This window comes from Stenotrophomonas sp. G4 (assembly GCF_003428825.1).
Taxonomy (GTDB): Bacteria; Pseudomonadota; Gammaproteobacteria; order Xanthomonadales; family Xanthomonadaceae; genus Stenotrophomonas; species Stenotrophomonas indicatrix.
In genome coordinates this window covers 141,850-167,558 of the sequence record NZ_CP031741.1, presented here as the reverse complement: position 1 = coordinate 167,558, position 25,709 = coordinate 141,850, and the positions used below count along the sequence as shown (strand labels likewise).

25 protein-coding genes are annotated in these 25,709 nt (G+C 67.6%); 5 read left to right on the top strand and 20 right to left on the bottom strand.

Annotation, left to right across the window (positions count from 1 at the left end; all coding sequences use genetic code 11):
* Positions 1-80: 80 nt before the first annotated feature.
* Positions 81-1,376 (bottom strand): acetyl-CoA C-acetyltransferase, encoded by a 1,296-nt coding sequence (locus D0Y85_RS00685; RefSeq protein ID WP_088100805.1) that lies wholly within the window; start codon positions 1,374-1,376, stop codon positions 81-83.
* Between the two features lie 93 nt (positions 1,377-1,469).
* Here D0Y85_RS00685 and D0Y85_RS00680 point away from each other — a divergent pair, with 93 nt between their 5' ends.
* Positions 1,470-2,357: a hypothetical protein gene (locus tag D0Y85_RS00680; protein WP_093820883.1), complete on the top strand. Its 888-nt coding sequence runs from the start codon at positions 1,470-1,472 to the stop codon at positions 2,355-2,357.
* 115 nt (positions 2,358-2,472) lie between these two features.
* On the opposite strand, the gene D0Y85_RS00675 is transcribed toward D0Y85_RS00680, so the two are convergent.
* The 4 genes from D0Y85_RS00675 to D0Y85_RS00660 all read right to left on the bottom strand — a co-directional run bounded on the left by D0Y85_RS00675 (position 2,473) and on the right by D0Y85_RS00660 (position 6,325).
* Positions 2,473-3,126, bottom strand: coding sequence for a superoxide dismutase family protein (locus D0Y85_RS00675; RefSeq protein WP_117309197.1), 654 nt, complete (start codon positions 3,124-3,126; stop codon positions 2,473-2,475).
* A gap of 33 nt (positions 3,127-3,159) precedes the next feature.
* Positions 3,160-3,729: a superoxide dismutase family protein gene (locus D0Y85_RS00670; protein ID WP_117309196.1), complete on the bottom strand. Its 570-nt coding sequence runs from the start codon at positions 3,727-3,729 to the stop codon at positions 3,160-3,162.
* Positions 3,730-3,822: 93 nt separating this feature from the next.
* Positions 3,823-5,271: a nitrogen regulation protein NR(I) gene (ntrC, locus tag D0Y85_RS00665; RefSeq protein WP_117309195.1), complete on the bottom strand. Its 1,449-nt coding sequence runs from the start codon at positions 5,269-5,271 to the stop codon at positions 3,823-3,825.
* Positions 5,264-6,325 carry an ATP-binding protein gene (locus D0Y85_RS00660; RefSeq protein WP_117309194.1) on the bottom strand — a complete coding sequence of 354 codons (1,062 nt, stop codon included), beginning with the start codon at positions 6,323-6,325 and terminating at the stop codon, positions 5,264-5,266. Before D0Y85_RS00660 ends, ntrC begins: the two co-directional genes overlap by 8 nt.
* 140 nt (positions 6,326-6,465) lie before the next feature.
* Here D0Y85_RS00660 and D0Y85_RS00655 point away from each other — a divergent pair, with 140 nt between their 5' ends.
* Complete coding sequence (locus D0Y85_RS00655) at positions 6,466-6,747, top strand: type II toxin-antitoxin system RelE/ParE family toxin (protein ID WP_117309193.1); 282 nt, start codon at positions 6,466-6,468, stop codon at positions 6,745-6,747.
* 13 nt (positions 6,748-6,760) lie between these two features.
* Complete coding sequence (locus D0Y85_RS00650) at positions 6,761-7,057, top strand: HigA family addiction module antitoxin (RefSeq protein WP_117309192.1); 297 nt, start codon at positions 6,761-6,763, stop codon at positions 7,055-7,057.
* Positions 7,058-7,100: 43 nt separating this feature from the next.
* Here D0Y85_RS00650 and D0Y85_RS00645 read toward each other — a convergent pair whose 3' ends face one another.
* The 7 genes from D0Y85_RS00645 to glnA all read right to left on the bottom strand — a co-directional run bounded on the left by D0Y85_RS00645 (position 7,101) and on the right by glnA (position 15,342).
* Positions 7,101-9,146 carry a TonB-dependent receptor gene (locus tag D0Y85_RS00645; RefSeq protein WP_117309191.1) on the bottom strand — a complete coding sequence of 682 codons (2,046 nt, stop codon included), beginning with the start codon at positions 9,144-9,146 and terminating at the stop codon, positions 7,101-7,103.
* A gap of 83 nt (positions 9,147-9,229) precedes the next feature.
* On the bottom strand, positions 9,230-9,532 hold the full coding sequence (locus D0Y85_RS00640; protein ID WP_117309190.1) for a hypothetical protein: 303 nt from the start codon (positions 9,530-9,532) through the stop codon (positions 9,230-9,232).
* Positions 9,533-9,641: 109 nt separating this feature from the next.
* Complete coding sequence (locus tag D0Y85_RS00635) at positions 9,642-10,793, bottom strand: MltA domain-containing protein (protein ID WP_117309189.1); 1,152 nt, start codon at positions 10,791-10,793, stop codon at positions 9,642-9,644.
* Between the two features lie 116 nt (positions 10,794-10,909).
* A complete protein-coding gene (locus D0Y85_RS00630) occupies positions 10,910-11,656 on the bottom strand; it encodes an N-acetylmuramoyl-L-alanine amidase (RefSeq protein WP_117309188.1) in 747 nt (248 codons plus the stop codon).
* A 136-nt stretch (positions 11,657-11,792) separates the two neighbouring features.
* Positions 11,793-13,223, bottom strand: coding sequence for an ammonium transporter (gene amt, locus D0Y85_RS00625; RefSeq protein ID WP_117309187.1), 1,431 nt, complete (start codon positions 13,221-13,223; stop codon positions 11,793-11,795).
* 22 nt (positions 13,224-13,245) lie between these two features.
* Positions 13,246-13,584: a P-II family nitrogen regulator gene (locus tag D0Y85_RS00620; RefSeq protein ID WP_004134334.1), complete on the bottom strand. Its 339-nt coding sequence runs from the start codon at positions 13,582-13,584 to the stop codon at positions 13,246-13,248.
* Positions 13,585-13,932: 348 nt separating this feature from the next.
* Positions 13,933-15,342, bottom strand: a complete 1,410-nt coding sequence (gene glnA / locus D0Y85_RS00615) for a type I glutamate--ammonia ligase (protein WP_010487206.1) — start codon at positions 15,340-15,342, stop codon at positions 13,933-13,935.
* 219 nt (positions 15,343-15,561) lie between these two features.
* Between glnA and D0Y85_RS00610 the strand changes: the two genes are divergently transcribed.
* Both D0Y85_RS00610 and D0Y85_RS00605 read left to right on the top strand, forming a co-directional pair.
* Positions 15,562-16,356: an undecaprenyl-diphosphate phosphatase gene (locus D0Y85_RS00610; RefSeq protein WP_032978010.1), complete on the top strand. Its 795-nt coding sequence runs from the start codon at positions 15,562-15,564 to the stop codon at positions 16,354-16,356.
* 73 nt (positions 16,357-16,429) lie between these two features.
* Entirely contained in the window at positions 16,430-17,257 is an 828-nt protein-coding gene (locus D0Y85_RS00605) for an META and DUF4377 domain-containing protein (protein ID WP_025875974.1), read from the top strand.
* A gap of 117 nt (positions 17,258-17,374) precedes the next feature.
* Here the strand turns inward: D0Y85_RS00605 and D0Y85_RS00600 are convergent, their stop codons facing one another.
* The 8 genes from D0Y85_RS00600 to D0Y85_RS00565 all read right to left on the bottom strand — a co-directional run bounded on the left by D0Y85_RS00600 (position 17,375) and on the right by D0Y85_RS00565 (position 25,688).
* On the bottom strand, positions 17,375-17,986 hold the full coding sequence (locus D0Y85_RS00600) for a YbhB/YbcL family Raf kinase inhibitor-like protein (protein WP_117309186.1): 612 nt from the start codon (positions 17,984-17,986) through the stop codon (positions 17,375-17,377).
* A gap of 10 nt (positions 17,987-17,996) precedes the next feature.
* Complete coding sequence (locus D0Y85_RS00595) at positions 17,997-20,075, bottom strand: tetratricopeptide repeat protein (RefSeq protein WP_117311816.1); 2,079 nt, start codon at positions 20,073-20,075, stop codon at positions 17,997-17,999.
* A gap of 56 nt (positions 20,076-20,131) precedes the next feature.
* Positions 20,132-21,166, bottom strand: coding sequence for an alpha/beta fold hydrolase (locus D0Y85_RS00590; protein ID WP_080353856.1), 1,035 nt, complete (start codon positions 21,164-21,166; stop codon positions 20,132-20,134).
* A gap of 7 nt (positions 21,167-21,173) precedes the next feature.
* Positions 21,174-21,965, bottom strand: a complete 792-nt coding sequence (locus tag D0Y85_RS00585; protein ID WP_117309185.1) for a lysophospholipid acyltransferase family protein — start codon at positions 21,963-21,965, stop codon at positions 21,174-21,176.
* Positions 21,966-22,084: 119 nt separating this feature from the next.
* A complete protein-coding gene (locus D0Y85_RS00580; RefSeq protein ID WP_117309184.1) occupies positions 22,085-22,519 on the bottom strand; it encodes a hotdog fold thioesterase in 435 nt (144 codons plus the stop codon).
* Between the two features lie 10 nt (positions 22,520-22,529).
* On the bottom strand, positions 22,530-24,593 hold the full coding sequence (locus tag D0Y85_RS00575) for a phospholipase D family protein (protein WP_117309183.1): 2,064 nt from the start codon (positions 24,591-24,593) through the stop codon (positions 22,530-22,532).
* Positions 24,590-25,207, bottom strand: a complete 618-nt coding sequence (locus D0Y85_RS00570; RefSeq protein WP_117309182.1) for a YceI family protein — start codon at positions 25,205-25,207, stop codon at positions 24,590-24,592. Before D0Y85_RS00570 ends, D0Y85_RS00575 begins: the two co-directional genes overlap by 4 nt.
* A 4-nt stretch (positions 25,208-25,211) precedes the next feature.
* Positions 25,212-25,688: a histidine phosphatase family protein gene (locus D0Y85_RS00565; protein WP_032977995.1), complete on the bottom strand. Its 477-nt coding sequence runs from the start codon at positions 25,686-25,688 to the stop codon at positions 25,212-25,214.
* Between the last annotated feature and the right edge of the window lie 21 nt (positions 25,689-25,709).

The following is a 25,709-nucleotide window of genomic DNA, read 5'->3' as shown; positions in this document are numbered from 1 at the left end:
CGGGATAACAAAAACGCCGCCCATCGGGCGGCGTTTTCAATTCCAACGCTGCCGGCCAGCGGCCGGCACTACCGTGGCGTTCAACGTTCGACGATCGCCACCACGCCCATGCCGCCGGCGGTGCAGATCGACACCAGCGCACGGCCACCGCCGCGCTCGGCCAGCTGCTTGGCGGCCGTGGCGATCACGCGTGCACCGGTGGCGGCGAACGGGTGACCCGTGGCCAGCGACGAACCCAGCAGGTTGATCTTGTCCGGGTCGATGCGGCCCATCGGCGCATCCAGGCCGAGGCGGTTGCGGCAGTAATCCTCGCTCTCCCACGCACGCAGGGTGCACAGCACCTGTGCGGCGAAGGCTTCGTGGATCTCGTAGATGTCGAAGTCCTGCAGGGTCAGCCCGTTGCGCTTGAGCATCTCCGGCACGGCCACGGTCGGCGCCATCAACAGGCCTTCGCCGTGCACGAAATCGACGGCCGACACGTGTGCGTCGCGCAGGTAGGCCTGCGGCTCGTGGCCATGTGCGCGTGCCCACTCTTCGCTGGCCAGCAGCACGGCGGCGGCGCCATCGGTCAGCGGGGTGGAATTGGCTGCGGTCAGGGTGCCACGGCCGGATACCTTGTCGAAGGCCGGCTTCAGCGTGGCCAGCTTCTCCAGCGAGGTGTCGGCACGCAGGATGTTGTCGCGCTCGACGCCGCGGAACGGTGCGATCAGGTCATTGAAGAAGCCGCGCTCATAGGCTGCAGCCAGCTTCTTGTGCGAGGACACCGCCCACTCGTCCTGCGAGTCGCGCGAGATGTTCCACTCCTTGGCCATGTCCTCGCAGTGGTCGCCCATGCTCTTGCCGGTACGCGGCTCGGCCACGCCGGGAAACTCCGGCTTGAGCTCGGCGAACTTGAAGCCGGAGGTGAGCGCACGGATCTTGTCGCCGGTGCTCTTGGCACGGTTTGCGGCCAGCAGGCGCGCGCGCAGCTTCTTGCCGTACACGATCGGCACGTCGGAGGTGGTGTCCGAACCACCGCCGATGCCGGACTCGATCTGGCCCAGGGCGATCTTGTTGGCAACGGTGATGATGCTGTCCAGCGAGGTGCCGCAGGCGCGCTGCAGGGTGATGCCGGGGGTCAACGGCGACAGGCCCGAGGACAGCGTGGCTTCGCGGCCCAGGTTCCAGTCGCTGGAGTGCTTGATGACCGCCCCCATCGCCACTTCGCCCAGCTGCTGGCCGTGCAGGCCGAAGCGCTCGACCAGCGCTCCCAGCGTACGCACCGACATGCCGAGGTTGCCGACATCCGAATACGCGGTGTTCTGCCGGCAGAACGGAATGCGGACGCCACCGAGGATGGCGACGGGACGAGCGTTGGGCATGGAGATACCTGGCATGGATGAGGGTGTCTGCAACATGGCCTGCACGACAGAGCAGGCATAATGGGGCCAAGTGTAGCTGCCGCCCTGTGATGGGCCAACCGTGGAACCATGAGCAAACCCGACCCTGCGATGAATGCCCTTGGCGTGCTGGCCCTGGAACTGGCCGGCGGCGAAATCCCCCGCCAGGCGGTGCTCAGCGCTGAACAGGCCGGTGAACTGGCCGAACGCGTCGGCCGCGACCTGTCCAAGCTGGTGCCACAGGTGGCCGAGCTGGACCTGGTGTTCGCCGCCGCCCATTTCGATCCGGCCGAAGTGCTTCGCCCCGGCTGGCCGATCCATCGCCGCCTGGAAGAACTGCAGATGCGCGCGCCCGGTAGCAACCAGGGCCCGCGCGTGCTGGCCTTCGGCGCCGATGCCAGCGGTGATGTGCCGCTGCCTTTCCAGGCCGACGCAAGCCTGGTTGGCGGTGGCCTGCGGGTGGTGCCGTTCCTGCTGACCGGTACCGACGTGGCCACCACGACAGCCGTGGCCGATGCGCTGGAAGAGGTGCTGCTGGCCAATGGCATGGCCCATGCCGATACCGCGCTGATGGCGCAGAACACGTTCGGTGCGCGCGTGGAGCACGCACGCTATTTCACCGTGAACGACCTGGCCGCGATGATGTCGATGCAGTACGACAACCAGGGACTGGCCGCGCTGTGGCCGCTGATTGAAACCGCGATCATGGCCCCGGGCCAGGACGAGTGGCTGAGTGACGCGCCCGAGCCGTTGCTGCGCTACACGCAGGGCGAAGCGCGCATGGCGCTGTTCGACCCGGCCGGCTGGTGCGCGCATTACAACCACGGCAAGGGCGACTGCGAGCGCCTGCAGGGCATCTACGAGCAGTTCCTGATGCGCCAGCGGCAGATGGCCGCAGTTCTGGAAGCGCACGGTGTGCCGGTGCTGTTCGTGCATTGCGAAGCCGGCCAGGACGCGCGCGAGCTGCTGGCGCGCTGACGTACAGGTAATGCCGCCGGGCATGGCCCGGCGCTACCCACGGAATACGGTAGCGCCGGGCCATGCCCGGCGGATCAACTGAAAAACGCCGGCTTGCGCCGGCGTTTTCGTTTTCTTACGGTGCCTTCTTGATCACCGCGCACGCCAGTCGCGCACCGGCGTTGCCGGTCGGCTGGGTCTTGTAGTCGTCCGCGTCGGCGTGGACGATCAGGCCGCGGCCGATGATGTCGAAATCATCACCCTTGCCGATGTTGACGTTGCTCGACACCGGGCCATCGATGGTGGCCACACCCTTGTCGTCGGCCTTGATGTTGGGCATGTCGCCACCGTGATGCGGATCAGTGGCCACGTTGCCGTGGTCCTGCTTGCCCGGATTGAAGTGGCCGCCGGCGCTCATGCCGTCCGGCGCGCTGCAGTCACCCTTCTCGTGGATATGGAAGCCGTGCTCGCTGCCCGGCTTCAGGCCACTGATCTGGCCGGATGCGTGCACCTTGCCGTCGACCAGCTTGAAGGTGATCGAGCCTTTGGTTTCATTGCCCTGGGTCGGTGCCAGTTCGGCAGTGGCCGAGGCATCGGCTGCCGGGGCCGCTGCGGTAGCCGGTGCAGTGGCCGGGTCAGCCGGTGCAGTGGCCGGGTCAGCCGGCGCTGCCGAACCTTCGGCCGGGGTGGTGGCCGGGGCTTCGGCTGCCGGTGCTGCCGGCTGCTGGTTGCAGGCGGCAAGGCCCAGTGCAGCGATGGCCGCGAACAGCGAGGTGTGGATCAGACGCATGGAAACTCTCCTTGGGAAATGCCGGTGGTGTGATCAGCGGGTTACCCGGATCACGCCGCAGGCGATGCGGACGCCGGCATTGCCGGCGGGCTGGCTGCGATAGTCGTCGGCCCTGGCATGCACGACCAGTGCACGCCCGGCGATATCCGTGGCGGCGCCTCCGCCCAGGGTGACGCCCTTCAAGTGCACATCAATGTTGGCGCGGCCCTGCGCGTCGGCCTGCAGGTTGTCGATGTCACCGAGGTGGTGCTTGCCGCTGCCTGCACGACCGTGGGCGACACCGGCGGGATTGAAATGGTTGCCGGCGCTGCTGGCGTCCACCGCGCTGCAGTCACCGCGCTCATGGATGTGGAAACCGGCCTGCTGCATCGGCTGCAGGCCGCCGACCAGGCCGGTCAAGTGCACGCCACCGCTTTCGGTCTTCAGCACCAAGCGGCCGCTGACGATGCTGGCCGAGGCTGGCGCCAGGTTGGCTTCGGCGAGCTGGGCCACGGGCGTGGTGACCACCGGAGGCAGCGTGGGTTGCGGCTTCTTCGGTGCGCTGCCACAGGCAGACAGGAGCACGGCAGCGGACAGCGGCAGAAGGGCGAAGGACAAACGCATCGAGGACTCCTTGCGGGTAACACTACGGACGGCATCGTCCATGGAGGATCAACAGTTCGGCAAGCGGGTGCGAGGATCGCGTGCAGGCACCGTTCAATGGCCGCCGCGGCGGCGACCGGCGCCCAGCTTGCGGGTAAGCGTATTGCGGCCGAGGCCCAGGCGCGCGGCGGCTTCGGCGCGACGACCGTGGGTGATCTGCAGCGCGGCCTCCAACAGGGCGTGGTCGACCCGTTCGCGCACCTGCGCGTGCAGGCCCTCGGTGCCTTCGGCCAGCTGCCGGCGCGCCCATTCGGACAGCAGCGCTTCCCATTGGCCCGGGTCACCGGCAGCCGTGCTGCTGCGCCGGCTGCGGGCGCGGTTGAGCGCGGTATCGACATCGGCCACGCCAATGGTATCGGCGGCGGCCAGTGCGGCCATGCGCCAGCACACGTTTTCCAGTTCGCGGACGTTGCCCGGCCAGTCGTGCTCGCGCAGCGCCTGCAGGGCGGCGGCGGTCAGCCGCTTGGGCGGCGTATCGAGCCTGCGCGCGGCAGCGGCCAGGAACGTGGTGGCCAGTTGCGCGATGTCCTCGCGGCGCTCGCGCAGAGGCGGCAGCTGCAGGCGCACCACGTCCAGGCGGTGCAGCAGATCGGCCCGGAATTTTCCCTGCGCGACCAGTCCTTCCAGATCCTGGTGGGTGGCGGCGACCACGCGCACATCGACACGGATCAGTTCGCGTCCGCCCACGCGGAAGAATTCGCCCTGGGCGAGCACGCGCAGCAGGCGCGTCTGCAACGGCAACGGCATGTCGCCGATTTCGTCGAGGAACAGGGTGCCGCCGTTGGCCTGCTCGAAGCGGCCGATGTGGCGCCGCTGCGCGCCGGTGAACGCACCGGCCTCGTGGCCGAACAGCTCGCTTTCCAGCAGCTCGGCGGGAATGGCGGCGGTGTTCAGCGCGACGAACGGATGCTGCGCACGCGGTGATTCGCGGTGCAGCGCGTTGGCCACCAGCTCCTTGCCGGTACCGGTTTCGCCGATGATCAGCACCGCCAATGGCGCCTGCGCGAGGCGGCCGATGGCGCGGAACAGCGCGCGCATCGGTGGCGTATCGCCCACCAGTTGCGGCGGCTGATCGCTGGCGGCTTCTGCAGCAGGCGTGGGCGCGGCCATGGCCGGCGCCACCGCAGGCAGCACGCGCTGGGCCAGTGCCACTGCGTCGTCCAGATCGAACGGCTTGGACAGGAACTCGTGCGCACCGCCGCGGAACGCACCGGCGGTACTGGCGACGTCGGTGTAGGCCGACATCACCACCACCGGCAGCTGCGGCAGCGCGGCCTTCAGCTTGTCCAGCAGCACCAGGCCATCGTCGCCGGGCATGCGCACGTCGGTGAACAGCAGCGCAGGCGGCGGGCTATCGGCCAGCGCCTGCAGTGCGGGGGCGGCGCTGTCGAAGTCGACCACCTGGTAGCCGGCCTCGCGCAGCGCGGTGCACAGCACGAAGCGCACGGCGCGGTCATCGTCGACCACCCAGATGCACGGCGGGGACGCGGAAGACTCAGACATCGCGCGGGGCCTCCTCGGTGGCGGCGGTGCCGTTGCCGATCGGCAGCAGCAGGGTGAATACGGTATGGCCCGGGCGCGACCGGTAGGTCAGCGTGCCGCGATGCTCGCGCGCGACCTGCTGGGCCAACGCCAGGCCCAGGCCGGTGCCTTCGGCACGACCACTGACCAGGGGCAGGAACAGGTGTTCGGCCAGTTCTTCGGGTACGCCACGGCCGTCGTCGGCAATCTCCAACCGCAAGGCCAGGGTGTGCAGCTGCTCGGCGATGCGCACACCGTGTTCAACGCGGGTGCGCAGGGTGATGTTGCCGGCACCGGCCTGGATGGCATTGCGCACCAGGTTCCATACCGCCTGGGTGAGGCGGTCGGCGTCGCCATCGAATTCGGGGATGCTGGGGTCGTAGTCGCGCTGCAGGCGCACCGCCCAGCCGGCCTCGTTCTCGGCCAGGCGCAGCACCCGCTCCAACGCGGCGTGGATGTTCAGCGCCGCATGCGGCGCAGCAGGTGCCGGTGACAGCAGCTGCTCCAGCAGGCCATTGAGCCGCTCGATCTCCGAGCCGATCAGATCGATCAGTTCGCGTTCGCTGGCATCGCGCTGCGCCGCGCGGCGGGCCAGCAGCTGTGCGGCGCCCTTCAACCCGGCCAGCGGATTGCGCAGTTCGTGCGCCAGGCCCTTCAGCGCTGCGCTGAGCGCGCTGGGCAGGGCCTGGGTCGGGTCGAGCCCGGGGAACTCATCGACCGGATGCGCCTCCAGCAACCAGCCGCCATCGTCACGGCGGCTCATCCAGCCTTCGGCAAAACGCGCGGCTTCGCCCGGCAGCGCCAACGCCAGCCGGTTCAGGCGCAGGCTGTCGCGCTCGTCGCGGGCCAGGAAATGGGCCAGCGCCTCACCCTGCACTTCCAGCGCGGCCAACGGCTGGCCGAGCAGGCGCCGGCCGCTGACGCCCAGCCAGCGCGCGAAGGCCGGGTTGCAGCCGGCGATGCGGCCATCGGGCCCGGCCCAAGCCAGCGGTGTGCCGAGGGCATCGAGGGACGGCGGGGGTGCGGGGTCGGACATTGCACCAATGTAGTGCAAAAACAGTGTCCGGCATCGGATCACAGCGAATGCGTCGCCAGCCGTCGCACCCGGGACTTCACCAAGGGGGGTTGCACCCCAGATACTAACGCCATACGATACTATCGACTCTCGTTATTACCATGCCGATCCAGTCTTTTGCCTGCAGGCGTACGCAGGCGCTGTTCAAGGGCCAGCGCGTGCCGAGATGGCATCACATTGAAGCCACCGCGCTGCGCAAACTGGCCATGCTCAACGTGGCAGTCGATCTGCGTGACCTGCGGATACCACCGGCCAACAGGCTGGAATCGCTGCTTGGTAATCGGCGCGGCCAGTACAGCATCCGCATCAACGATCAGTTCCGGATGTGCTTTGTGTGGACCAGGGAGGGGCCCGCCGAAGTTGAAATCGTCGATTACCACTGAAGGAGCCGCACTCATGCGAACCGTTCCCTACCCCACTCCCGGCGAGATTCTGCTGCACGAATTCCTGGAGCCGCTGGGCATCACCCAGTACCGCTTGGCCAAGGCGATCGGCGTGTCGCAGCGTCGGATCGGCGAGATCGTCACTGGCCATCGCGCCGTGACGGCGGACACCGGGCTGCGCCTGTCCCGCTACTTCGGCGTGTCCGACAAGTTCTGGATCGGACTGCAGGCCGATTTCGATGCGGCGATGACCAAGGAGAGACTGGCCGATGTGCTGGCCCGCATCGAACCGTACAACGCGGTGGCGTGAGTCCCCGCAGGTCGAGCAAGCTCGACCACTACCGGCTTTGCGGTTACAGCTTCATGTTGAGCCCAACGAAGACCGCGCGGCCCGGGGCGGGCGAGAACATCGGCCGGGCGCTGTCCCAGAAGAAGCTGTCGTACCACGCGTAGGCATACTCGCGGCCGGTCACGTTCTTCAGCTGCAGGTCCACGCTCCAGGCCGGGGTGATCTGGTACTTCGCGCTGAGGTCGAGCACGGCGAAGCCGCCGAACTTGCCGGTGGCGTTGCGCTCTTCCAGGTAGTAATCGCCCTGCGCGCGCGCCTGCAGGCCCAGCTGCAGGGCATCGCTGGCCTGGTAGTCCAGGCCGAGGTTGCTGATGTGGCGCGGAGTGGCGGCCACTTCGCGTCCCTGCAGGGTCACGCCAGCGGCGCGGTCGTCGCGGGTGATCTTCGCCTCCTGGTAGGCATGCGAGGCCCACAGCGTCCACGCGTCACCCAGCTGCGCGCTGATCTGCGCATCCACGCCGCGGCGGCGGGTCTTGCCCAGCGTGACCGTGGTGCCGGTGGCCGGCATGTTGGACACTTCGTTTTCCGCGTCCTGCTGCCATACCGCCAGCCGGGCCTGGCTGCCGGCGAAGGGCTGGAATTTCAGGCCCAGCTCCATGCCGGTGTTGGTGGAGGGCTGCATCGGTGCCTGCCCCGGGGTGAGGTAGGCCGGCGCGGTGGAACCAGTCAGCACCTGGAAAGTACGGCCCCAGTTGGCGTAGATGTGCGTGTGCTCACCCAGGCTGTGGATGACACTCAGCTTGGGCTGGCCGATGCTGCCGTAGTCCTGCAGGCGGCCGGTGGCGCCGCTCATCAGCCGGGTGCGGCCGCTGAAACGGTCCACACGGTAGGCCGGCACGATCTTCCATGCGTCGGCCGGCTGGTAGATGGCCTGCACGTAAGCGCCCCAGTTGTCGAAGCTGTGGCGGTCGTCGTTCTGCACGCGTGCCGGCGCCTGGCTGTAATCAGTGGGTTCGGCGTAGGCGTAGCGCTCGCGGATGTAGCCGTTGTCCTGCTGCTCGTAGTTCAGGCCGCCTTCCACGGTAAGCGCGGGGTTGGCCTGCCAGGTGAGCGTGCCGAGCAGGCCCGTCTGGCGCTCGTCCCAGACACGACGCTGGCGCGGCAGGTTGCCGCTGGGCAGATCGCTGAAGGTCACCCGGCGGTCGTCTTCATAGCGGTTGTAGTACAGCCGCGTGCCGAAGGTCACCGCGTCGGACAGCTTCATGTCCAGGTGCGCGGCGAACTGGCGCATGTCCCGGTCATCGCCGTCATTGGCGTTGCGCAGGTCGCTGCGGCGGCGGCCCGCATGCAGCTCTTCCGCGGTCATGAAACCGGGTTCGTCGGCCTCGTGGTGGTAGGCGCGTGCGGTGAGGCCCACGCGCAGGCCGTCGTCCAGCGAGCCGTAGAACCACTTGCCGCCCAGCGCGTATTTCTTCGAGCTGTCGTGGTCGCGATAACCGTCACTGGCCTGGGTGCCGACGAAGTAGTTCTGCGCGAAGCCGTCGGCTTCGCGGCCCACCGCCAGCTGCACATCGCGGGTGTTGTAGCTGCCATAGGCCAGCCGCGCGTCGGTGTAGGTGCCGCCCTGGCGCGTGCCGAAGTTCACGTTGCCGCCGATGTTGTGCAGGCCGTAGCGCGGATCGTTGGTACCGCGCACCACTTCGATGTAGCTGATTTCCAGCGGGAACAGCATGTCGATGAAGCGCTGGTTGCCGCTGTTGACGTTGCTGGGGATGCCATCTATCAGCGTCTTGATGGCATTGAGGTAGCCCTCGCCGTTGAAGGCGCGGAAGCTGACCTTGCCCGACTCGGCGCCCTGCCGGGTTTCGGTCAGCTGGATGCCGGGCATCTGCCCGAGCAGTTCCCAGCTGTGCGACACGTTGCGGTTTTCGATCTGGTCCGCGCCCAGCACATCCACCGAGGTCAGCACCTGGTGTGCGCTCAGCTGCCCCTCGCTGTGCTGGTGCACATCGACCTTGCCCAGGGTGAGCGCGGCGTCGGCGGACTGGGCGAATGCTTCAGGGGCGAACGGGGCGGCCGCGAGCGCGGCCACCAGCGTGGGAGTCTTCATCAGGGGGCAGGCGGGATGCGGGAAATGCAACTTTATAACATTTCGATACCGCCAGCCATCCAGTGATTGCGGGCTCCTTGCTCTTAAACGGGGTAGCCGGTGGCTTCCCGGGCCTTCTTCCAGGCAATTTCAAACTCGCGCGCGCTGATCTCGTCGTCTTCGTCGAAATCCATGAACGACACCGGCTGGTCGGCCAGCACGAAGCGGTCATCGCTCTGCCCGGTTTCATCGGCCCACACGACCTTGGCCCCGTAGATCTCCACCTGGCGCACGATCTTCTCGCCACGGGCTTCCATCAGCACGTTGCCCTTGCCCAGGCCCGATTCGGCCCAGTGCTTGTAGTACTTCTTGGTGTTGGATCTTGCGTTGTTCTTTGCGTATTTCATTGCATGGGTCCTGGCCGCAGGTGCGGCCGGAGGGATCGGAAGGGCGCCATTATCAGGCATATGGGGGTCAGATCCCTTTCCTGCGGAGGGGGATCTGACCCCTGCTGACCTACTGCGGCAACGCCGCACCCTTCGGCCACAGCAGCCACAGGTTGCCCTGCTGCTTCATGTCGCCGGCCAGCTTGCCGGCGGCATCGCCGCTGCCCCAGTACAGATCGGCACGTACCTCGCCGGCAATGGCGCCACCGGTGTCCTGCGCGGCCACCGGGCGTACCACCGGCGTGCCGTCCGGGCGCGTGGTGGACAGCCACAGCAGGCTGCCCAGCGGCACCACGGTGCGATCCACCGCCACGCTGTAGCCGGCGGTCAGCGGCACATTCAACGAACCGCGCGGACCTTCCGGGCTGTCTGGGCTGCGCACGAAGAACACGTAGCTGGGATTGCTGCGCAGCAGTTCCGGTACCCGCGTCGGATGTGCCTTCGCCCACGCCCGGATCGCGTCCATGGTGACGTCTTCCTTCTTCAGCTCGCCCTGCTCCACCAGCCAGCGGCCGATCGCGCGATAGGGATGGCCGTTCTGTTCGGCATAGGCCAGCCGCACCTGCTTGCCATCGGCCAGGCGCACACGGCCCGAGCCCTGGATCTGCAGCAGCTGCAGGTCCATCGGATCGGTCAGCCAGGCCAGCACCGGTGCCTTGGCGCCCTTGCTGGCAATGCTGCCGGCATCGTCGTAGGGCTTGAGCACCTTGCCCTCCACGCGACCGCGCAGGCGCTTGCCCTTCAGTTCGGGATAGACGCTGTCCAGCTGCACCACCACCAGATCATCGGGTGTGCCGTACACCGGCACGGTGGCGGTGTCGGTACGGGTGAGGCTGCCCGGATAGATGGGTTCGTAGTAGCCGGTGATCAGGCCGTCGGCGCGATGGCCGCCGGCGCGCAGGGAATAGACATCGAGATCGCGCTGCAGGAATGCGCGGATCGCAGCAGCGTCCTTGTCGGACACGGTGCTGGCGGTCGCGCAGGGCTTGGCCCAGGTCGCATCGTTCTTCAGGCGGGTGCAGCTGCTGCGCCAAGCGGCGAAGCCGGCCTGCAGGTCGGTATCGGATACGGCCGGCAACGTGTTCCAGTCGACCTTGGCGTAGGTGGCGGCAGGCGTTGCTGCGGCAGGCGCTTGCGGCCGGGTGCCCGTGGTGGCGCAGCCGGCAAGCAGGGCAACGGCCAGGAAGGTGAGGAGCGCGCGCGGCGACGTAACAGTGATCATCGTCGCAATGTAGTGGGGCCGATGGTGGCGCGGCAACCTTGGGTAGCGCCGGGCCATGCCCGGCGAGAAGCGGATCCCGCGCGGTGCGCTCGCCGGGCATGGCCCGGCGCTACCGGCTACGGGGTCTGCAGCAACAGCGAATGCAGGATGCGCGCGTCTTCGGCGTCGAGTGTTTTCGGCAGGGTGTCGCTGCCACGGAAACGGCGGTGGAACGCGGCGACGGCGGCCTCGCGGTTGTCCAACGGATAGCCAAAGCGCGCCAGCGCGGCCCATGCATCGAAGCCTTCCGGCGCAGCCCCATCGGCAGCGCGCGGCCACACGCCGAAGCCTGCTTCAGCCAGTTGCTGCCACGGGAAGAAGCGGCTGGGATCTTCCTTGCGCGTCGGCGCCAGGTCGGCGTGGCCGATCACCTGCCGTGGCGGGATGTTCAACCGTTCGGTGAGATCGCGCAGCAGCACGATCAGCGATTCGATCTGCGCGGGGCTGAAAGGCGTATGCCCATCATTGTCCAGCTCGATGCCGATGGACGTGGAGTTCAGGTCGGTGATGGTGCCCCAGCGGCCGGAGCCGGCATGCCACGCGCGGCGCTCATCGGCTACCAGCTGGTAGCGGTGACCATCGGCGCCGATCAGATAGTGCGCACTGACCCGCCCACCGCTGTTGGCGGTACGCAGCGTGTGCAGGCTCTGCTGCACCGACTTCTGCTCGGTGTGGTGGATGACGATGATGACCGGCGTGCGCGCGTTCTGGTTCGGCGATGGCACCCAGGTGGCAAGCGGGTTGCGGGTTTCCTGCGGCGTGGAGGCACAGGCGGCCAGCAGCAGGCAGGCCGAGAGCATCAGGGAAGCGCGGATCGGGTGCATGGCCCGATTGTGCGTGATAAGCCCGGACGATGCAGTAGAGCCACGCCATGCGTGGCTGGGCCACCGACCGTGCCGACCAACGGTCTGCACGCACCATGTTGATGACAGGCGGCCCCTGGGGGCCGCCTGTCATGCATCAGGCCTCGTAGGCCGATTCACCGTGCGAGGTGACATCCAGGCCGGTACGCTCGGCCTCCTCGGTCACCCGCAGGCCGACCACCACCTTGACCAGCAGCAGGATGGCTGCGGTCACCACGGCCGACCACAGCACGGTGAGGCCGACGCTGACCACCTGCACCCACACCTGGTGGCCGATATCCAGATCGGCCTTGGTGCCGCCCAGCGACTGCGCGCTGAACACACCGGTGAGGATCGCGCCGACGATGCCACCCACGCCATGCACACCGAACACGTCGGCGGTGTCGTCCACCTTCAGCAGACGCTTGAGGCCGGTCACGCCCCACACGCAGACCACGCCGGCCACCAGGCCGATGACGATCGCGCCGAGCGGGCCGACGGTACCGCACGCCGGGGTGATGCCGACCAGGCCTGCCACCGCGCCCGAGGCCGCGCCCAGTGCGGATGGCTTGCCCTTGCTGATCGCTTCCACCAGCGTCCAGCCCAGCACCGCTGCAGCGGTGGCCAGCACGGTGTTGAGGAAGGCCAGCGAGGCGACGGTGTCGGCGGCAGCGGCGGAACCCGCATTGAAGCCGAACCAGCCGACCCACAGCAGCATCGCGCCGATATAGGTGAACGGCACGTTGTGCGGCTTCAACGCGGTCTGCCCGTAGCCCAGGCGCTTGCCGACGAACCATGCAGCCACCAGACCGGCCACGCCGGCGTTGATGTGCACCACGGTGCCACCAGCGAAATCGATCGCGCCCAGTTCGCCCAGGTAGCCGCCGCCCCAGACGATGTGCGCCATCGGGATGTAGCTGAGCGTGAACCACAGCGCCGAGAACAGCAGCACCGCACGGAACTTGATGCGCTCGGCGAAGGCACCGACGATCAGCGCGGTGGTGATGCCGGCGAAGGTCGACTGGAAGGCGACGAACAGGTAGTCCGGCAGGCCCTTGATCGGCGTGTTGCCCACCGACTCCGGGGTGAAACCCTTGAGGAAGGCGAATTCGGTGAACGAGCCGAAGAACGGATTGCCGGCGCTGAACACTGCGCTGTAGCCATAGGCCACCCACAACAGCAGCACCAGCGAGAACACCACCAGGATCTGGCTGAGCACCGACAGAACGTTCTTCGAACGCACCAGGCCGCCGTAGAACAGGGCCAGGCCCGGTACCACCATCAGCAGCACCAGCAGGGTGGAGGTGAGCATCCAGGCGACGTCGCCATGGTCATAGGCGGGCGCGGCCACCGCTTCGGCAGCCGCAGGCGCAGCGGCGGTCGGGTCCTGCAAGGGCTCGACCGCCACGGCCTCGCTCTGCAGCGGCGTGACCTGGGCCTGGGCATGTGCATTGCCGGGCCAGGCACCGGCGGCCAGCGCACTGAACAGCATCAGCAGGCACACCAGATGGAACCGGGCTTGCCACCCGGTGAGAAGGCGCATCTTCATGGGGGAGTCTCCGGAAGGGGGCTTACAGCGCGTCGGCGCCGATTTCGCCGGTGCGGATGCGGATGACCTGCTCGACAGCGGTCACGAAGATCTTGCCGTCGCCGATCTTGCCGGTGCCTGCAGACGACTGGATCGCTTCGATCACTGCGTCGGCACGTTCGTCGGTGACCACGGTTTCGATCTTGATCTTGGGCAGGAAGTCGACAACGTACTCGGCACCGCGATACAGCTCGGTGTGGCCCTTCTGGCGGCCGAAGCCTTTCACTTCGGTCACGGTGATGCCCGACACGCCGGCATCGGACAGGGCCTCGCGGACCTCGTCGAGCTTGAACGGTCGGATGATGGCGGAGATCAGTTTCATGCGCATGTCCCGAGGGTGGATGGGGCCAGCGCGCGAATGCGCGATGGCATCAGGCAACCAAGGGCCATCGTGGTGATGGCCGTGGCTGTTGCACCGGACACGAATCGGGCCGGGACAGCCGTGCCTCTCTCCTTGCACGGCCGACGCGGGAGGGAGGGCGGCCCATGTCGCGTGTCCGGTCTCTCTCTTGCCCCTGGATCTGCGGGCCAAGGGCCCGCGTTTCCAATGCAGCGGACCAACGGTCCGCTCTACCACGGCGGGCCGGAGCCCGCCCTGCGGCTCCCCAGCCGCAAAGACGGAGGCGATGGCGGCGGGTGGGAGGGGGTACCCACCGCCATCGCCTACCGGTCAACTGGCGTAGTACAGCTGGTATTCCAGCGGGTGGGTCGCCGCGCGGAACTTGGTCACTTCCTGCATCTTCAGCGCGATGTAGCCGTCGATGAAGTCATCGCTCATCACGCCACCGGCCTTGAGGAACTCGCGGTCCTTGTCCAGCGCTTCCAGCGCCTGGTCCAGCGAGGAGCAGACCTGCGGGATCAGCTTCTCTTCTTCCGGCGGCAGGTCGTACAGATCCTTGTCGCTCGGTGCGCCCGGGTCGATCTGGTTCTTGATGCCGTCCAGGCCGGCCATCATCAGCGCGGTGAAGGTCAGGTAGCCCGACTGGATCGGATCGGGGAAGCGCATTTCAATGCGGCGCGCCTTCGGGTTGGACACCCACGGAATGCGGCACGAGGCCGAACGGTTGCGCGCCGAGTAGGCCAGCATCACCGGGGCTTCGAAGCCCGGCACCAGGCGCTTGTAGCTGTTGGTGCCCGAGTTGGCGAAGGCGTTGATCGCCTTGGCGTGCTTGAAGATGCCGCCGATGTACCACAGCGCCAGCTGGCTCAGGCCGCCGTAGCCGTCGCCGGAGAACAGGTTGGTACCGCCCTTGGACAGCGACTGGTGCACGTGCATGCCGCTGCCGTTGTCGCCGACGATCGGCTTGGGCATGAAGGTGACGGTCTTGCCGTTGCGGTGGGCGACGTTCTTGATGACGTACTTCATCCGCAGCAGTTCGTCGGCCTTCTGCACCAGGGTGCTGAACTTGGTGCCGATCTCGCACTGGCCGGCGGTGGCCACTTCGTGGTGCTGCACTTCCACTTCGATGCCGACCTGTTCCAGGGTCTTGCACATCTCCGCACGCAGGTCGTGCAGGGTGTCGGTCGGCGGAACGGGGAAGTAACCGCCCTTCACGCCCGGACGGTAGCCGCTGTTGGCGCCGTCGTACTTGGCGCCGCTGTTCCAGGCGGCTTCTTCCGAGTCGACCTTGAAGAAGGTGTTGCCCATTTCATTGGCGAAACGGACCGAATCGAAGATGAAGAATTCCGGCTCCGGGCCGAAGAACGCGGTTTCGGCGATGCCCGAGGACTTCAGGTAGGCCTCGGCGCGCTTGGCGATGCCGCGCGGGCAGCGGCCGTACGGCTGCATGGTGGCCGGGTCGAGGATGTCGCAGCTGATCACGATGGTCGGATCGGCATAGAACGGGTCGACGTAGGCGCTGGCGGTATCGGGCAGCAGCACCATGTCCGATTCGTTGATGCCCTTCCAGCCGGCGATCGAGCTGCCATCGAACATCTTGCCTTCTTCGAACAGCGACGGCTCGATGATGCTGACCGGGAAGGTGACGTGCTGCTCGACGCCACGCATGTCGACGAAACGCAGATCGACGAACTCGATCTGGTTGTCCTTGATCAGCTTCTCAACGTTTTCCACGGACATCGGTACGACCTCGGATGGGAATGAATGCCTGCTGAGGTACAGCAACGACCGTGCCAACTTTTTGGCCTTCACAAGTTGTTGATTTCAAAGCACCTGCCCCAGCGCGGTGCAGCAGCATATGCACCAAACGGGTGCGTGGATTACCGCACGCACCCGTTTGGTGCGGCATGGATCGTCTATTCTTTCTGGCTTCTTCCGCCGCCCGCGCCCACACCGTCCATGTCCGACCTGCTCTCCGCCCTGCTGCTGGGCATCCTCGAAGGCTTGACCGAATTCCTGCCGATCTCCAGCACCGGCCACCTGCTGATCGCCCAGCACTGGCTGGGCGCGCGATCGGACTTCTTCAACATCATCATCCAGGCCGGTGCGATCCTCGCCGTGGTGCTGGTGTTCCGCCAGCGCCTGCTGCAGCTGGCCACCGGCTTCGGCCAGCGCGAGAACCGCGAGTACGTGTTCAAGCTCGGCGCGGCGTTCCTGGTGACCGCCGTGGTCGGCCTGGTGGTACGCAAGGCCGGCTGGTCGCTGCCGGAAACCGTCAGCCCGGTGGCCTGGGCGCTGATCATCGGCGGCATCTGGATGCTGCTGGTGGAGGCCTATACCGCGCGCCTGCCCGATCGCGACCAGGTGACCTGGACGGTGGCCATCGGTGTTGGCCTGGCGCAGGTGGTGGCCGGTGTGTTCCCCGGTACCTCGCGCTCGGCCTCGGCAATCTTCCTTGCCATGCTGCTGGGCCTGAGCCGCCGCGCGGCCGCTGCCGAGTTCGTGTTCCTGGTCGGCATTCCCACCATGTTCGCCGCCAGCGCCTACACCTTCCTGGAACTGGCCAAGGAAGGAAACCTGGGCAGCGAGAACTGGACCGACGTTGGCGTGGCCTTCCTTGCCGCAGCCATCACCGGCTTCGTCGTAGTGAAGTGGTTGATGGGCTACATCAAGTCGCATCGCTTCACGGCCTTCGCGATTTACCGCATCGCCCTGGGCGCTGCATTGCTGCTGTGGTTGCCGTCCGGCAGCTGAACAGCGCCGGGGCACGGCAACCCCCTTGCCGGCCCCGGTCCGTTTCCCCCTCGGTTCCCCAAGGAGAATCACCATGAACCGCAAGCTCACCCTGCTCCTCCCGCTGGCCCTGCTGGCCGCCTGCAGCCAGACCCCTGCCCCGGCCGGTACCGGCGGTGACGATCTGGCTCCGGCTGCGGCCAAGGCCGGCGACCAGAAGGCGCTGGCACACCTGGATGCGCAGCGCCTGCAGAGCCAGCACTGGCTGCTGCAGCAGGCCACCGCGGCCGATGGCAAGCGCATCGATGCGCTGTTCGCCCGCGAAGACAAGCCGGTCACCCTGGACTTCGTTGATGGCCGCCTGTCGGTCAGCAACACCTGCAACCGCATGGGCGGCGGTTACACCCTGGCCGATGGCAAGCTGAGCGTGAGCGCGATGGCCTCGACCATGATGGCCTGCACCGACAAGGCGCTGATGGCGCTGGACGAAGCTGTCTCCAGCCGTCTGCAGGGCGAGCTGAAGGCCGAACAGGACGCCAACGGCGTGCTGACCCTGACCACCGCCAAGGGCGACGTGCTGGTGTTCAACCCGGAACCGACCGCTGAAACCCGCTACGGCGGCGCCGGCGAGACCGTGTTCCTGGAAGTGGCTGCGAAGACCGAGAAGTGCTCGCACCCGCTGATCCCGGATTACCAGTGCCTGCAGGTGCGCGAAGTGAAGTTCGACGACAAGGGCCTGAAGCAGGGCGAGCCGGGCAAGTTCGAGAACTTCTACGGCAACATCGAGGGTTACACCCACGAAGACGGCGTGCGCAACGTGGTGCGTGTGAAGCGCTACGAAGTGAAGAACCCGCCGGCCGATGCGCCGTCGCAGGCGTACGTGCTGGACATGGTGGTCGAGTCGGCCATCGAGAAGAAGTAAGAAGACAGAAGGGCGGCCGCGAGGTCGCCCTTCTTCGTTGTGGGCAGGGCCGGCTGCGGGCCGGCTGCCACGCACAGCGGATGCCGGCCAGCGGCCGGCACTACCCGAAGGCTGTTATCAGGCCAACGCCGGGTTCAACGTGTAGGTGCCGTGCAGCGCCGCTTCGGCCAGTACGTGGCCGTGCATGGCCCGGTACGCATCGGCGGCGGTGAAGCGCTCGGGCAGCTGCAGCGAGGTCACGTCCAGCGCGAACACACGGAAGAAGTAGCGGTGCACGCGCTCGTCGTTGAACGGAGGGTACGGACCATCGTAGCCGAGGTAATCACCGGCCATGTCCGGATTGCCGGCGAACCAGCCGGTGAAATCGTTCAATCCCTGGCGGCTGCCGGCCGGGCCGGCCGGCGCGGGCTTGCCCTTCACCACGAAGCCATCGCTGCAGCTGCCAGCGGCGATCTCCTGCACCGAGGCCGGAATGTCGGCCATCACCCAGTGCACGAAATCGCCGCGCGGCTGATCGCGCGGCACGCTCATGTCATCGCGGCCGACCGTCTCCGGCACCGTTGGCACGTCCGGGTCTACGCACACCAGCAGGAACGAACGGGTGCCATCGGGCACGCCGCTCCAGGCCAGGTGCGGGTTGCGGTCGGGGGCGAAGCCGGCAGCATCTCCGGCGGCGAACTCTCGGTCGATCGGCGCACCGTTGACCAGGCTGTGACTGCTCAGTTGCATCAGATGCTCCTCATTCTTCCGGGTAACCCAACCGCACCGCGACCGGGGTGAGCTGGGCGAAAGCGGCGCCCATAACGTCGCGATACCTGCGCCAGTGGCCGGCAGGCAGGCGCGGTGCGCCCAGCTGTGCGGCCGGCGGCATCGGACGCCCGAACACGCGGCCCAGCAGGTCGGCCATCGCATGCGCATCGTTGCCGATGTCGTCGATGCGCAGCAGCACGTGCGGATACAGGTCTTCCTCGTGCAGCGCGGCGATCTGGGTCAGCGAACGCACCAGCCACTGGCTGGCTTCGGCCATCGAGGTCATCGCCAGCGGTGCGGCGGCGCCATAGGCGATCCAGTCCAGCAGCATGTCGCGCGGGTCGCGCAGCACCAGCAGCAGGCGGCCCTGCGGCAGCTGCGGGCGCAAGGCCCACAACAGCGCGTTGTCCCACCACAGCAGCCAGTCGATGACGGTGTCACTTTCCAGGCCGCGGGCCGGCAGGTGCTCGCGCCAACGCTCGACCAGGCGTTCCGGGCTCAGCACGCCCGACGCCAGGTCCTGCAGCGTGTTGTAGTTCTGGAAGGCATCGTCCGGTGGCGTGGCGGTGTAACGATCACTGCGCAGTACCGGGCTGGCAGCCGCCAGGCCGGTGGCCACCCGCTCCACGCCCGATCCCGGGGCACCCCACAGGAAGATCGGGGCCGAGCCGCTGTCGCGCGTCGCCTGGTCGATACTGCCCATCTCCGGCCAGCTTGGCGGTGCCTTGGCCTGCGGCGGCAGCGGCAACCGCTGCGAGGCGCGGTCGGTCTGCAGCGCCATCCACGTCCGCAGCGCGTCTTCCGGTTGCCCGGCGCGATCCTGGATCTCGCCCAGCCAGGTCCGCAGATCGGCGCGATGTCCCTCCGGTGCCTCTGCGATCAAAGCCTGTACGCGTTCCACGGCGGCGGCCGGATCACGCCGCAGCAGACCCTCGACGCGACGGGTTTCACCGCTGACGCGGCCCGGTTCCAGGATGGTGATGCGCTCGGCGATCGCTTCGCCCTGCTCGTGCTCGCCGGCCATGTCGTGCAGACGCATGCGCGCTTCCAGCGCCGGCAGGTGGCCGGGCATCGCTTCCATCCAGCGCTCCACGACGGCTACGGCGCCGGCACTGCCGACGTCTTCCACGGCCAGCCGTGCCAGCCACAGGTCATGCAGCTGGTCGTTGCTTTCCAGTGCGCCATCCAGACGCGCACGGGCTTCGTCTTCGCGGCCCAGGCGCTGCCAGGACATCAGCAGCAGCTGCAGCACCTGGCGATCACCCTGCAGCGATTCCAGCAGCGGCAGCAGGTGCTCCAGCGCCTGCAGCGGCTGGCCACTGCGCAGGGCCAGTTCGCCGGCCAGGCGGCGCATCGGCGGCACGTCCAGCTCCGGCTGCTGCAGCGCCTGCTGCATTGCCTGGGCAGCAGCGTCCACGTTGCCCTGGCGCAAGGCCAGCTGCACCACCATGCCGTGCAGCGAGGACATCTTCGGGTTCAACGCCAGCACGCGGCGGAATGCCTGCTCGGCGAACGCCAGCATGTCCTTGCCCAGATAGGCAAAGCCCAGCGCGTACAGCACGCGGGTATCGTCCGGCAGCGCCTGGCTGGCTGCCGACAGCAGGGCCAGCGCACGGTCGGCGTCGCCGCGGCGCAGCGCGACCATGCCATCGATGGTAAGCAGTTCCGGATGGTCCGGCTCCAGCCGTGAGGCCAGGGTCGACAGTCGCTGCGCCTCGTCGAAATCGTTGCGGCCCACCGCCAGATGCGCCTGCATCAGGTAGGCCGGGAAGGCGTTGGGGTCCAGCCCGGTGGTGCGCAGCAGGGCTTCATCGGCCCCGTCGAACTGGCGCAGCGCCAGCAGCAGGCCGGCCTGCTGCAGGTGCAGCTGCGCATCATCGGGGGCCAGTTGCAGCGCCTGCTGCAGCGCCTCCATCGCGGCCTCGGCCTGGCCCTGCTGCTGCAGCGCAAGCGCCAGCCAGCGGTGGGCCTCGGCCTTGCCGGGTTCGTCACGGGTCCACGCCTGGGCCAGCTGCACGGCCTGGCCGGCATCGTTCTGGCGCAACGCTTGGAGGATCTGGTCTTGCATGGCCATCCGGTTCAAGGTCAAACCCGCATTGTAGCGGGCCCCGCGCCGGTGCCGGTTCAGCCCGGCAGGACCCGCCGCAGGCGCTGCGCGACCCAGCGCTCGGAGAAGCCATCGCCGCGCCAGTTTTCCAGGAAGCCACAGTGGCCGCCCCAGCAGGCGGTTTCCAGCCGCGCCTGCTGCGGCAGCTGCCAGTCGCGGAAGGTCGCGTAGGGGATCACCGGATCGTCCTGCGCCATCAGGATGTCAGCAGGTACCTGCAGCGTGGACAGGCGGTCGCCGGCGATGGAGTAGCCATCGAAATAGGCCTGCAACGAACCGAACGTGGTGTGCCGCTCGACCAGCCAGGCGGTCAGCGAACGGATGTCCATGTTCAGCACGCGGTCGTCGCAGTCGCTCAGTTCGGGGAACAGATCGCGCTTGCGCCGCAGCGAGCCGGCCCACTTGCGGCGGAAGTACCAGTCGTACATCGCCGGGCCGTTCTCGATGTTCTCCATGGTCAGCCCCGGGTCCAGCACCGGGCAGACGGCCGCCACGTGCTGCAGCGGCACACCGGCGGCCGGCGCACGCTGGGCCAGCCGCAGCACGAAGTTGCCACCCAGCGAATAGCCGGCTGCAACCAGCGGAAGATCGGGCCAGCGCTGGGCGACATCGCCCGCGGCATGCACCACTTCGTCGATGAGGTTGGAGTGGAAGATGCCGGGATTGAGGTGATGGGTGTTGCCGTGGTCGCGGAAGTTCAGCCGCACCACGTCGAACCCCTGCTCCAGCATGCGGGCGGCGGCCATGCGCATGTAGCTGGATTCGGCGCTGCCTTCCCAGCCATGCAGCAGCAGGGCGATGCCGCGCGGTTCGCGCCCTTCGACATGGCTGTGCCAACCCTGCAGGCGCACACCTTCGCCACCATCGAGGATCAGCTCCTCGCTGACCGCGCCGGTGGCGGCCAGCAGCAGCAGGCCGCGCTGCAGGCGCATGCGGCTGGAGCTGAGCATCGACTGCAGGTGCGGATTGCGCAGCCAGCGCGGCGGCTGATAGTCGGACGCGGTGAGCATCGGCGCATCAGCGTCGAGGGTCGGTGGCGGAAACACGGCCACCCTCGCCTCAATCCCCGCTCATGGCCGCCACGATGCGCGCGCGCGAGGTTTCCGCGATGCGCCGACGGCCTTCCAGGTCCTGGGTGCCGATCGGCTCCAGGAAATGCACTTCGGTATGTCGCGCCGGCTCACCGAGCAGGCGCAGGAAATTGGCGAAGAAACTCTCGCCCGGGCCGAAGGCCACGATGGTCTGTGCATCCCCGCGCACGCCGTAGATCAGCGCCACCGGCTGCACCGGCACGCTGGTTTCGACGGCGGCCTGGAAGATGCGCGCATGGAACGGGCCAACGTCGTGGCCGCCGCGGGTACGCCCTTCCGGGAACACGCCTACCGCCTTGCCGGCGCGCAGGCGGTCGGCCATCACCTGCATCACCCCACCGAGCGATTCGGTGTTGCCACGCTGGTGGAAAATGGTCTGGCCGCGCGCGGCAAGCCAACCGACCACCGGCCAGCTGGCGATCTCGCGCTTGGCGACAAAGCCCATCATGCGCTGGCTGTGCAGGATGGAGATATCGACCCAGCTGACATGGTTGGCGACGAACAGCACTGCGCCCGGCAGCGGCTGGCCGACGCGCGACAGGCGGAAGCCGAAGATCCACATCAGGCCGCCCTGCCACCAGTTCACTACCTTGGCGCCGAAGGTAGCATCGCCCACGCGCAGCTCGCCCCATGGCGGAAGCATGCCGATCAGGATCAGCGGCAGGAACACGGTGATGTGGACCAACAGCAGCGGTACGCGGTACAGGTAACGGCACACACGCGCCCCGCCGCCGCGGGGGGCCGGAGTGGGGGAAGTCATCCACGCACGATACCGGAGGGCTGCCATCGCTGCCAGCCGAATTCGGCCATAAGTCTCATTGACGGCGGCCATCGGCGGGGAACGCTGGGTTCCGCCGCCGTCATCGATGCCGCGACGGCTCAACCGTGCCCGGCCGCCACCACGGCCAGGGTCAGCCGCGAGATGCAGACCAGACGGCCCTGCTCGTCCTCGATGCGGATTTCCCACAGCTGGGTGCTGCGGCCCACGTGCACCGCGCGCGCGGTGCCGGTGACCGTACCCGAACGCACGGCGCGTACGTGGTTGGCGTTGATCTCCAGGCCCACGCAGACCTGCTTGGCGGTATCCACGCAGAGGTTGCCGGCGCTGCTGCCCAGGGTTTCGGCCAGCACCACCGAGGCGCCACCGTGCAGGATGCCGTACGGCTGGCGGGTGCGCTCATCCACCGGCATGGTCGCCTGCAGCCAGTCCTCGCCAGCGGCGCTGAAGACGATGCCTAGCGTCTCGATGGCGGTATTGCGGCTGAGAGCGTTGAGCTGCTCGATGGACACGGCTTCGCGGAATACCTGGGTCATGCGGCTACCTTCAGAGGATGGGAACGAGGCCAGCGCCGAATGCGGTCAGCATGCGTACCAGCAGCCACTTCGGCCCGACATTGACCTCGGGGAAGTCGCCTACCGCGACATAGCAGCGGTGGAAATCGGCGCTCTGCCGCGGCAGTGGCTGCGGGCAGTCCGGGCCGGGCTTGAACTCGTAGTCGGTGGCGTAGCGCCACGGCCAGAAGTCGAGGATCGGCAGCGCCTCGGAGGCCTTGCCGACGCTGTAGTTCAGGCCGGACAGGACCGGCGGCTTGGCACGCGGCGCCACCGTCCAGGAGTTCTGCGGGTGGGTATCGCGCAGGATGCTCTGGGCCAGCTGCTCGGCGAAGGCCGGATCGTCGATGATCACCGCGCCTTCGGTGTTGTAGTTCTCGCTGCGCGGATCGAAGTTGTGGGTGCCGACCACGCCGATGCGGCGGTCGACCACCAGCGACTTGGCATGCAGGCCCATGCGCGCGCCCTTGCGGGTGACCGGCAGCGGCTTGTTGACCGCCTTGCTGCCCAGGAACGAGGGGCGCGTTTCGGTACGCAGCAGGCGGGTCTCGACTTCGCTGCCGGCAGCACGCCGGCGCGCACGGGCATTCTCATAGGCACTGCCGGTACGCGGATGGATCACCCGCGCCGGCCGGTCGTCCGCTTTCCCGATAGCCGCGCCATCACCACCGCCACCGCCACCGGCGTTGCTGCCCGCAGCGCTGCCACCGAGCAGCGGGTTGCGGCCAGTCGGTTCATCGGCACCGGGCGCAGCGATCGGGTCGGGCAGCAGGTTGCGGTAATCGACCGGGGCATCCAGCGGGAACGGCTTGAATTCGAAGATGTTGAAGCCCAGCTCGCGCATGTTGCGCCGCTTGTACTTGTACGACAGCGCGTACACGATCGGGTTGTCGGTGGCGGCCAGGCTGTTGCTGGATACCACCACGCGCGGCGGTTGCGGGCGCTTGCGCAGCTCGCGGAACAGTGTCTGCGCCGGCTTGGACAGCACCAGGTAGGGGGTCTGCAGGATCACTTCATGCTGCGCACTGGAGATCAATGCATCCAGCTGCGGCTCGGTGACGTGCTGCCCGGCCAGCGGTGCGTCAGCGCGCTCACGCCGGTGCTTGCGCGGCAGATCGGCCACATAGCGCACCGAGGCGACCGGCAGGGCGGTGTCCACGAACGAACGGGTGACGAAGGCGACGTCGTTGGCTTCCTCGCTGACCCGCTCCACCCGCTCGGGCCTGCGGAACTGTGCCGGTGGCAGCACCGGCACGCCGTGCTTGAGCAGGGTACGGCCGACATCGTTCAGGCGCTCGGCCGGCACGCTGCGCTGCGCGCGCCAGAACGCATCGAAGTTGGCCGCCATCGTCCGCGCTTCCGGGCCGGCGATCAGCACATCGCGGTCGCGGAAGTTGTACTCGCGGTCCCAGTCGTAATAGTCGTCCTGGTAATTGCGTCCGCCGACCACGCCGATCGCGTCGTCGATCACCAGCAGCTTGTTGTGCATGCGCTGGTTGAAGCGGCGGAAGCAGCACAGCACGCTGCCGGCATAGTCGAAGTAGTTCAGCCGGGCCTTGCCGAACGTCGGGTTGTAGATCCGCAGCTGGAAGTTCTCATGGGCACCGGCCAGTGCACCGAGAATCTGCAGATCGGAGATCGCCGAAAGCTGGTCGATCAGCAGCCGCACCTTCACTCCGCGACGCGACGCCGCCAGCAGCTCGTCGATGACCAGCCGGGCGCTGTCGTCCTTGTCGAAGATGTAGGTCTGCAGGTCGATGCTGCGGGTGGCGCTGCGCAGCAGGTTCAGTCGCGCGACCAGCGCACCTTCGCCCTCGTCCAGCAGGGTGGCGTAGTGCCGCGGCTGTTGCGGGGTCGATTCGCTGAACGCCCGGCCGGCCAGGGCCCGCAGGGGTGAGTCCAGTGCGCAGCGGTCGGCCTGCCGGCAATCGACCTGGGTCGAGCGCGCCTGCACGGCGATCGCCTCGGCGCGATCACGCTGGGCGTGCGACAGCGACGCGCAGCCGCTGCCCATCAACACGGTTGCCAGCGCCAATACACGCAGCAGGGGATTCACGGTTTCGACGCCTCGCTGAGGCGCGCACGCAATACGAAAGTCACTCGGTCACTCAAGGCAAGCTGCCAGCTGTCCATGCCATACCGACCTCGTTGCACGGTACCGCGGCTGACGACGTCGCAATCATAGCCGGGTCGGGCACATTCCGCCTTCTCGACCTTGAGCGTCTCCGCATGGCTGACGCCACGCAGGGTCAGCCGACCGTCGATGCCGCCCCCCTCGGCGACCGTCTCCGGCCAGTACGGCAGCGAATCGAACTCGACGAAAGGGTAACGGCCGGCGTCGAAGAACTCCGGGCCACGCATCCAGCCGGTATAGCGGTCCTTGCCGGGGATCTCCACGGTACGGGTGAACATCTTCAGGTGGACCTGGTGACGGCCATCGGACAGCACCTCGATACGCCCCTCGAAGCGGGGGAACACGCCCTCGATGCGCTGGCCGAAACGGGTGCGGACTTCGAAACCGATCTGCGAGCGCACCACATCCAGCTGCAGCGTACGGGGTGGCTCGGCCACGACCGCCGGCAGCGCAGTCGGTGGCGGTGCAGCGGCCCAGGCCGGGCTGATGGCCAGGATGACTGGCAGCAGGCAGCGGCCCGGCAACGCCAACCTCATCGGCTTACGGCCACCAGAAGGCGTTCAGGCTGGCCACGCCCGGCTCGATCGTCGCCTCGCGGGCGAAACCGAGCACGGCCACGCCGCCCGGCGGCATGCCGCGGTAATCACTGCTGGTGCCATCGGTCATCAGCGCCACCAGCTGCTCCAGCCCGGGGTTGTGGCCGACGATCAGCACCCGGTCCAGGTCACGACGCTCGTCCACCAGCGCCGCCAGGGTGCCGGGGGTCGCCTCGTAGATACGGTCTTCCAGGCGCTTTTCGACATAGCCGATGGCCGCCATCACCGCTTCCAGGGTTTCGCGGGTCCGCCGCGACGGGGAACACAGCACGCAGTCCGGCAGCAGGTTGTTTTCCTTCAGCCACTTGCCGGCGGCTTCGGCTTCAGCGAGCCCCACCGGCGACAACGGCCGGTCGAGGTCGGCCTGGCCGGTGGTGGCCGGTTCGGCGTGGGCGTGGCGGAGCAGGATCAGTTCGCGCATTGCGGGATTCCAATGAAGGGA

Coding starts and splice junctions, on each gene's coding strand:
- D0Y85_RS00585 (WP_117309185.1), bottom strand. CDS start 21,965: ATGACTTCCCCCACTCCGGCCCCCCGCGGCGGCGGGGCGCGTGTGTGC.
- D0Y85_RS00675 (WP_117309197.1), bottom strand. CDS start 3,126: ATGCGTCTGATCCACACCTCGCTGTTCGCGGCCATCGCTGCACTGGGC.
- D0Y85_RS00655 (WP_117309193.1), top strand. CDS start 6,466: ATGCCGATCCAGTCTTTTGCCTGCAGGCGTACGCAGGCGCTGTTCAAG.
- D0Y85_RS00660 (WP_117309194.1), bottom strand. CDS start 6,325: ATGTCCGACCCCGCACCCCCGCCGTCCCTCGATGCCCTCGGCACACCG.
- glnA (WP_010487206.1), bottom strand. CDS start 15,342: ATGTCCGTGGAAAACGTTGAGAAGCTGATCAAGGACAACCAGATCGAG.
- D0Y85_RS00580 (WP_117309184.1), bottom strand. CDS start 22,519: ATGACCCAGGTATTCCGCGAAGCCGTGTCCATCGAGCAGCTCAACGCT.
- D0Y85_RS00565 (WP_032977995.1), bottom strand. CDS start 25,688: ATGCGCGAACTGATCCTGCTCCGCCACGCCCACGCCGAACCGGCCACC.
- D0Y85_RS00645 (WP_117309191.1), bottom strand. CDS start 9,146: ATGAAGACTCCCACGCTGGTGGCCGCGCTCGCGGCCGCCCCGTTCGCC.
- D0Y85_RS00670 (WP_117309196.1), bottom strand. CDS start 3,729: ATGCGTTTGTCCTTCGCCCTTCTGCCGCTGTCCGCTGCCGTGCTCCTG.
- D0Y85_RS00630 (WP_117309188.1), bottom strand. CDS start 11,656: ATGCACCCGATCCGCGCTTCCCTGATGCTCTCGGCCTGCCTGCTGCTG.
- D0Y85_RS00595 (WP_117311816.1), bottom strand. CDS start 20,075: ATGCAAGACCAGATCCTCCAAGCGTTGCGCCAGAACGATGCCGGCCAG.
- ntrC (WP_117309195.1), bottom strand. CDS start 5,271: ATGTCTGAGTCTTCCGCGTCCCCGCCGTGCATCTGGGTGGTCGACGAT.
- amt (WP_117309187.1), bottom strand. CDS start 13,223: ATGAAGATGCGCCTTCTCACCGGGTGGCAAGCCCGGTTCCATCTGGTG.
- D0Y85_RS00570 (WP_117309182.1), bottom strand. CDS start 25,207: ATGAGGTTGGCGTTGCCGGGCCGCTGCCTGCTGCCAGTCATCCTGGCC.
- D0Y85_RS00680 (WP_093820883.1), top strand. CDS start 1,470: ATGAGCAAACCCGACCCTGCGATGAATGCCCTTGGCGTGCTGGCCCTG.
- D0Y85_RS00610 (WP_032978010.1), top strand. CDS start 15,562: ATGTCCGACCTGCTCTCCGCCCTGCTGCTGGGCATCCTCGAAGGCTTG.
- D0Y85_RS00620 (WP_004134334.1), bottom strand. CDS start 13,584: ATGAAACTGATCTCCGCCATCATCCGACCGTTCAAGCTCGACGAGGTC.
- D0Y85_RS00600 (WP_117309186.1), bottom strand. CDS start 17,986: ATGCAACTGAGCAGTCACAGCCTGGTCAACGGTGCGCCGATCGACCGA.
- D0Y85_RS00635 (WP_117309189.1), bottom strand. CDS start 10,793: ATGATCACTGTTACGTCGCCGCGCGCGCTCCTCACCTTCCTGGCCGTT.
- D0Y85_RS00650 (WP_117309192.1), top strand. CDS start 6,761: ATGCGAACCGTTCCCTACCCCACTCCCGGCGAGATTCTGCTGCACGAA.
- D0Y85_RS00605 (WP_025875974.1), top strand. CDS start 16,430: ATGAACCGCAAGCTCACCCTGCTCCTCCCGCTGGCCCTGCTGGCCGCC.
- D0Y85_RS00640 (WP_117309190.1), bottom strand. CDS start 9,532: ATGAAATACGCAAAGAACAACGCAAGATCCAACACCAAGAAGTACTAC.
- D0Y85_RS00685 (WP_088100805.1), bottom strand. CDS start 1,376: ATGCCAGGTATCTCCATGCCCAACGCTCGTCCCGTCGCCATCCTCGGT.